General features: G+C 37.7%; 8 protein-coding genes and 1 riboswitch. All 8 genes read left to right on the forward strand.

The genetic code is table 11. The features are described from left to right. Positions 1 to 80 precede the first annotated feature (80 nt). The 8 genes from rplM to tenA all read left to right on the forward strand — a co-directional run bounded on the left by rplM (position 81) and on the right by tenA (position 5,862). Positions 81 to 524 carry a 50S ribosomal protein L13 gene (gene rplM / locus BM212_RS03525; RefSeq protein WP_305367258.1) on the forward strand — a complete coding sequence of 148 codons (444 nt, stop codon included), beginning with the start codon at positions 81 to 83 and terminating at the stop codon, positions 522 to 524. A 13-nt stretch (positions 525 to 537) separates the two neighbouring features. Then, the gene (rpsI, locus tag BM212_RS03530) at positions 538 to 930 is read left to right on the forward strand and encodes a 30S ribosomal protein S9 (protein WP_072693443.1); all 393 of its coding nucleotides are present in this window, start codon (positions 538 to 540) and stop codon (positions 928 to 930) included. 411 nt (positions 931 to 1,341) lie between these two features. Then, a complete protein-coding gene (locus BM212_RS03535; protein WP_091896296.1) occupies positions 1,342 to 1,989 on the forward strand; it encodes a carbonic anhydrase in 648 nt (215 codons plus the stop codon). 199 nt (positions 1,990 to 2,188) lie between these two features. After that, positions 2,189 to 2,277: riboswitch (TPP riboswitch) on the forward strand. Between the two features lie 86 nt (positions 2,278 to 2,363). Continuing rightward, complete coding sequence (gene thiW / locus BM212_RS03540) at positions 2,364 to 2,876, forward strand: energy coupling factor transporter S component ThiW (protein WP_091896299.1); 513 nt, start codon at positions 2,364 to 2,366, stop codon at positions 2,874 to 2,876. Continuing rightward, entirely contained in the window at positions 2,877 to 3,692 is an 816-nt protein-coding gene (gene thiM / locus BM212_RS03545) for a hydroxyethylthiazole kinase (RefSeq protein ID WP_091896302.1), read from the forward strand. Beyond that, positions 3,680 to 4,324, forward strand: a complete 645-nt coding sequence (thiE, locus tag BM212_RS03550) for a thiamine phosphate synthase (protein ID WP_177206294.1) — start codon at positions 3,680 to 3,682, stop codon at positions 4,322 to 4,324. Before thiM ends, thiE begins: the two co-directional genes overlap by 13 nt. Next, positions 4,321 to 5,145, forward strand: a complete 825-nt coding sequence (gene thiD / locus BM212_RS03555) for a bifunctional hydroxymethylpyrimidine kinase/phosphomethylpyrimidine kinase (RefSeq protein ID WP_091896308.1) — start codon at positions 4,321 to 4,323, stop codon at positions 5,143 to 5,145. The genes thiE and thiD overlap by 4 nt, the downstream gene beginning before the upstream one ends. 39 nt (positions 5,146 to 5,184) lie before the next feature. Continuing rightward, on the forward strand, positions 5,185 to 5,862 hold the full coding sequence (gene tenA / locus BM212_RS03560) for a thiaminase II (protein WP_091896311.1): 678 nt from the start codon (positions 5,185 to 5,187) through the stop codon (positions 5,860 to 5,862). Positions 5,863 to 6,000 lie beyond the last annotated feature (138 nt).

Genomic DNA, 6,000 nt, shown 5'->3' on the forward strand with positions numbered 1-6,000 from the left:
TTCACAAGACTATTACATTAGAGCAAGAATGAAAACACAATAACTGAAATCGAAAATGATATTTTATGGAGGTCAAGATCGTGCGTACAACTTTTATGGCGAATGAAAGCAACATCGAGCGCAAATGGTATGTAGTTGATGCTACAGATATCCCATTAGGACGTCTTTCAGCAGTAGTTGCTTCTATTCTTCGCGGAAAAAACAAACCTACGTATACACCACACGTCGACACTGGCGATAACGTAATCGTAGTTAATGCTGAAAAAATCAAATTAACAGGTAACAAAGCTAGTGACAAGATTTATTCTCGTCACTCAGGATTCCCAGGTGGATTGAAACAGGTTTCTGCTGGTACTCTTCGTGCTGAAAAACCTGAAAGATTAATTGAATTATCTATCAAAGGAATGCTTCCACATAACTCTTTAGGAAGTACTCAATTCAGAAAATTACACGTATATGCTGGACCTGAGCACAAAAACCAAGCTCAACAACCAGAAACATTAGACATCACGAACTTAATTTAAGGAGGTACATTCATTGGCTCAAGTACAATATTTCGGAACTGGTCGTCGTAAAAATTCTACAGCTCGCGTAATCATGACTCCAGGATCTGGTAACATCACATTTAACGGTAAAGACATTACTGAATATTTAAACTTTGAACACTTGCATCTAATCGTAAGACAACCTCTTGCTATTACAGATACAGTGGACAGCTATGACATTAGAATTAATGTTCAAGGTGGAGGATACGCTGGACAAGCTGGTGCTGCTCGTCACGGGATTGCTCGTGCACTATTAACAGTAGACCCAGATTTCCGCGGACCACTTAAAGCTGCTGGTTTATTAACTCGTGACCCTCGTATGGTTGAACGTAAAAAACCAGGTCGCAAAAAAGCGCGTAAATCACCACAATTCTCAAAACGTTAATATTTATCTTGGAGAACCTCATTCGTTGGGGTTCTTTTTTTACCTCAAATAAATTTGATATATCCATTTGTGTGACAGTAGTTATAAAAAAAGCTAAGTATTCTCTTAATATAATTTCAAAAAGATCTTTTTTGAATTTTTTTCAGAATATGTCGGGAAATTTATAAAATATTTCTAAGGAATCTTGTATTATCAGTAGTGGGAGTTAACGCTGTAGGTATCGTTATTTGTGGTAGATTAATTGATTTGAATAAGTAGAAAAGATATACCCAGCAAGAAAACAATTAAATATAGTTGTGAAGTTGTAATCTATATCCAATAAAAATATTTAAAAATTAGGGTTTTCTCTTCGAATTATGCAACGTAAATATGATATAGTAAGAACCTATTTAGGTATAATGGAGGAGAAACATGCTTTTACGATTAAAAAATGGATTGAAAAATTTTAAAGAAGTAACGTATAAAAAACATGAGCAGCTGTATCATGATTTAGAACAGGTTCAAAATCCACACACACTATTTATTGCGTGCTCTGACTCGCGAGTTAATCCCGAGAGATTAATAGGCAGCAATCCAGGAGAAATATTTACGATTCGCAATATTGCGAATACGGTCCCTGCATATGAAGTCAGCCATAATGACTTTACAACGGTATCTGCTATTGAATTTGCGATAGAAGTCCTTAAAGTAAGAGAAGTTATTATCTGCGGACATTCAAATTGTGGAGGGTGTGCTGCGGCACTTGAAGGACAGGAGAAACTGGACCAACTCCCTTATACACAACAATACTTGAAGCCACTGGAAAGTATAAAAGTGAAAGTTGAACATAGTCACCATCATAAAGATGCAGAATCCAAGGTTAGACTGATGGAGCAGTTGAATGTGATTACTCAACTCAATAATTTGAAAAGTTACCCTCAGATCCAGCAGTTGATTGCAAAAGGAGAACTTGAAGTAGAAGGCTGGCATTATGATATCAAATCAGGTGATGTGTTCGTCTATGATGAAACAACTCGTTCATTCTGCAAATCTGATGAGTACCAGAACATACATCAGTAAGAACGATTATGATTAAAGTAAAAAGAAATAAAAGTTTGAAGTTCCTGACTATTTTTGAAAAATATAGCAGTGTTCTCCAAACTTTCTGCTTAAGGATGTTCTTTTTTTACTCAATCATATAGATTTTAAGTGCTGAATTATGAATTCCAAGACTAAATAGCGATAACAAAATAGATATGTTATACTTTACCTAATTGAATAGAAACATTTGGGGTGCTTTATGCTGAGATTATACCCATGGAACCTGATACAGTTAGAACTGGCGCAGGGAAATGTAGTTGTAAACGAATGGACTCAATTTTTATTTTGATAGTCTTTTTCTGTTTGTCTCAGACTGTACTCCTTTTGCTTTTCGCAGAAAGGAGTTTTTTTGCGTGGAAAAAAATCGAATCCACAAACTAACATTGTTATCTCTGATGATTGCACTGGATGTAGTCTTGTCGCCATTGTTACGAATTGAGGGAATGGCACCGATGTCTAGTGTAATGAATATCATTGCGGGTGTTTTATTAGGCCCGGTGTATGGAACTTTGATGGCTTTTGTATGTGGAATAATCCGCATGTTGCTGATGGGGATTCCTCCGCTTGCTTTGACTGGAGCGGTCTTTGGAGCCTTTTTTGCCGGATTATTTTATAGACTGGGTGGGCAAATTTTCTGGTCAATGATTGGAGAAATTATTGGGACCGGGATAATAGGTTCCTTATTGTCTTATCCGGTAATGGTCTGGTTTACTGGCAGCCAACAGGAGCTATACTGGTTTATCTATACACCTAGATTTATTGGTGCAACATTGATCGGTTCAGTTATTGCATTCTTAGTATTAGTCAAATTAAAAGAAACATCCATTTTCAAAAAATCTCAGCGTTTATTTTGGGAGGAGTACTAAATGAAGATGAATATTGATTTTTCAAAAATTTTCCCTTTAGAAAATGCACCACTGGTCCAATGTATTACCAATGAGATCACTTGTGAATCAATGGCAAATGCCTTGTTGTATATTGGTGCAAAGCCGATAATGGCAGATGATCCTAGGGAATTCTCACAACTTTTTGAGAAAACCAGTGCATTATTACTGAATTTAGGTCATTTATCTGAACAACGTCAAGAAAGCCTGCTAGCAGCCAGTAGTTACGCTACTAGAACAAGGAAACCCACTGTAGTGGACCTAGTTGGTTATGGGGTTAGTGATATACGAAACCAAATAGGTGTTTCCTTAGTAGAAACGCATCCTACCGTAGTCAAAGGGAACATTTCTGAATTACGCCATTTTTGTGGTTTGCCTAGTCAAGGACGTGGAGTCGATAGTAGTATGTGGGACCAAGGAGAAGACAATTTAAATGAATTGATTGATGCTCTGCAGGAAATTGGAGGCATTTATCCAGCGACAACATTTTTAGCTACCGGACAGAAAGACTTGGTTGTTAACCAGAAACAGGTAATAGTATTGAATAATGGGGTAGATGAATTAGATCGCTTCACAGGAACCGGAGATATTGTGGGAGCGATTATAGCTGCTCTGTTAGGTGAAGGTCATGGTTCTACTGAAGCGATAGCCGGGGCAGTTAGTTATTTCAATATTTGTGGAGAAAAGGCGAAGCAGTTAAGTTTTGGGCTTGCAGATTTTCGTCAGCAGACATTAAATCAGTTGTCTTTACAGATGTCAGAAAAATGGTATGAGCAGGTGAAAGGATGGGAAAAATGAAAGAATTGACACTTTATTTGGTCACAGGCAGATATGATTTTAGTGACGAAGAATTTTTAAACATTATTGAAACAGCTTGTCAAAATGGCGTAACGATGGTGCAACTGCGGGAAAAAGCTATTACGACAAATCGATTTTATGAGTTAGCGGTAGCAGTCAAACAAATCACGGACCTTTATGATATTCCTTTGATTATTAATGATCGAGTCGATATTTGTCTGGCAGTTAATGCGGCCGGAGTACACATTGGGGACGATGAAATGCCAGTAAAAGTAGTCCGTTCATTAATTGGTGGTGAAAAGTTACTAGGTGTTTCTACTAAATCGATCGAGCGAGGAAAAAAAGCAGAAAAAGATGGGGCAGATTACTTAGGAGTAGGCGCAATCTTTCCAACTGAAACAAAAAGAGATCCGCAGCGCACAACGATAGAGACATTGAATACAATCGCAGAAGCAGTGAATATTCCAATTGTTGCAATCGGTGGAATCAATGAAAGCAATATTGAAAACTTTACTAATACAGCTATTTCAGGGATTGCAGTTGTGAGTGAACTGATGCTGGCAGAACAGGTTTCTCAAAAAGTTCAGAAATTAAAACAAGCTGTTGAACAAATATTGGAGGGAAGACAATGATTAATAGTACACCTCAAGTTGTAACCATTGCAGGGTCTGATTCTGGTGGTGGCGCCGGAATTCAAGCTGATTTAAAAACTTTTCAAGCACGTCAGGCATTTGGAATGAGCATTATCATTGCATTAACGGCGCAGAATACTTATGGGGTCCAATCTAGTCTGCCCATTCCCAGTGATTTTATTGATAGCCAGTTCCATTCATTGGCTGAAGATTTTTCGATTAAAGCATCCAAAACCGGTATGCTGGCAGATACGGAACATGTACTAACTGTCGTTGAGAACTTTAAAAAAGTAGATTTCGGACCACTAATCGTTGACCCGGTTATGGTAGCTAAAGGTGGACATCAGCTATTAGAATACGATGCAGTTCAAACAATTAAAGAACAGCTTTTACCACTAGCGACTGTTGTAACACCGAATCTGCCCGAAGCAGAAATGTTGCTAGGAAAAAGTATTACAACAGATCATGATATGATTGAAGCAGCAAAAAGCTTGCAGGCTTTAGGGACTAGAAACATTATCATTAAAGGCGGGCATAGCCAAAACACAGAAGCTTCTGACTTTGTTTTACTGGAAAATGGAGAAAGTTTCTGGATGAGCGCACCACGAATCAAAACAGCCAGTACACACGGGACGGGCGATACCTTTTCAGCTTGCATAGCAGCTGAGCTGGCTAAAGGAACTCAGTTGAAAAAAGCTATCATAACAGGAAAAGAATTTATTCAAGCAGCAATCAGTCAAGAGATCTTCGTAGGCCATGGTCACGGACCGACCAATCATTGGGCGCAGATACAAAATAGTGTAACGATACATGAACGATAGGACAAACGAATGAGACAATCAAATTTTCAGGAGGATATAATGTCATTTACAGCAAAAGCACGACAAGCAGCTGCCGCTTCATGGCAAGGCAGTTTTTCTCATCCGTTCATTACGGAACTACAATCAGGTACATTAAAAGAGGATGTTTTTCGCTATTACTTAGTGCAGGATCATTATTATCTACACCATTTTAATAAGCTTTATACCTTGATTGCGCAGCAGACCAATGATCAAGCATTGAGAGCTTTACTTTTAGAGAATGCTCAAAATTTAGCTTTAGGAGAAATCGCTATTCGAGAAAATTTTTTCGAAGAATTGGGTATTACGGAGGAGGAAATAGCGGAAACACCTATTGCTCCGACAGCTTACCATTATGTTTCCCATATGTATCGACAATTAATTGAAGGTACACCAAATACGGCAGCGGTTAGCTTGCTGCCTTGCTCATGGTTATATCAGGAAATAGGAAATACTTTAATTGCTAAACAGTCACCTGTTCCGATTTATCAACGTTGGATTGAAACGTATGCTGGGTTGGAAGCTTTAGAACACATACAACAAGAACGAAAGATTTTAGACCGTTTATATGATGAAAGTTCTGAACTAGAACAACAACAGATGCTGGAAGCTTTTGTTATCAGTAGTGAAATGGAATATGCCTTTTGGGAAATGGCCTACCGGAAAGAAAAGTGGCAGAAAGATGCTGAGATACATTAAAATTAATTGTTAAGAGTAAGAGAAAACTTGAAACTAAAAATATTAACCTGAATAATTCATAGCTCTGTAATTAAGCCTGTTTTCTTGAACAGATTATTTGTTTTTGAAAAAATTAGCGACTTTTTCATTAAACAATGT

Source organism: Marinilactibacillus piezotolerans (genome assembly GCF_900114235.1).
GTDB lineage: Bacteria > Bacillota > Bacilli > Lactobacillales > Carnobacteriaceae_A > Marinilactibacillus > Marinilactibacillus piezotolerans.

What these genes read in the sequence shown, in the direction of transcription:
- tenA (WP_091896311.1), top strand. Translation starts at nt 5,185, where the DNA reads ATGTCATTTACAGCAAAAGCACGACAAGCAGCTGCCGCTTCATGGCAA.
- BM212_RS03535 (WP_091896296.1), top strand. Translation starts at nt 1,342, where the DNA reads ATGCTTTTACGATTAAAAAATGGATTGAAAAATTTTAAAGAAGTAACG.
- thiE (WP_177206294.1), top strand. Translation starts at nt 3,680, where the DNA reads ATGGGAAAAATGAAAGAATTGACACTTTATTTGGTCACAGGCAGATAT.
- thiD (WP_091896308.1), top strand. Translation starts at nt 4,321, where the DNA reads ATGATTAATAGTACACCTCAAGTTGTAACCATTGCAGGGTCTGATTCT.
- thiM (WP_091896302.1), top strand. Translation starts at nt 2,877, where the DNA reads ATGAAGATGAATATTGATTTTTCAAAAATTTTCCCTTTAGAAAATGCA.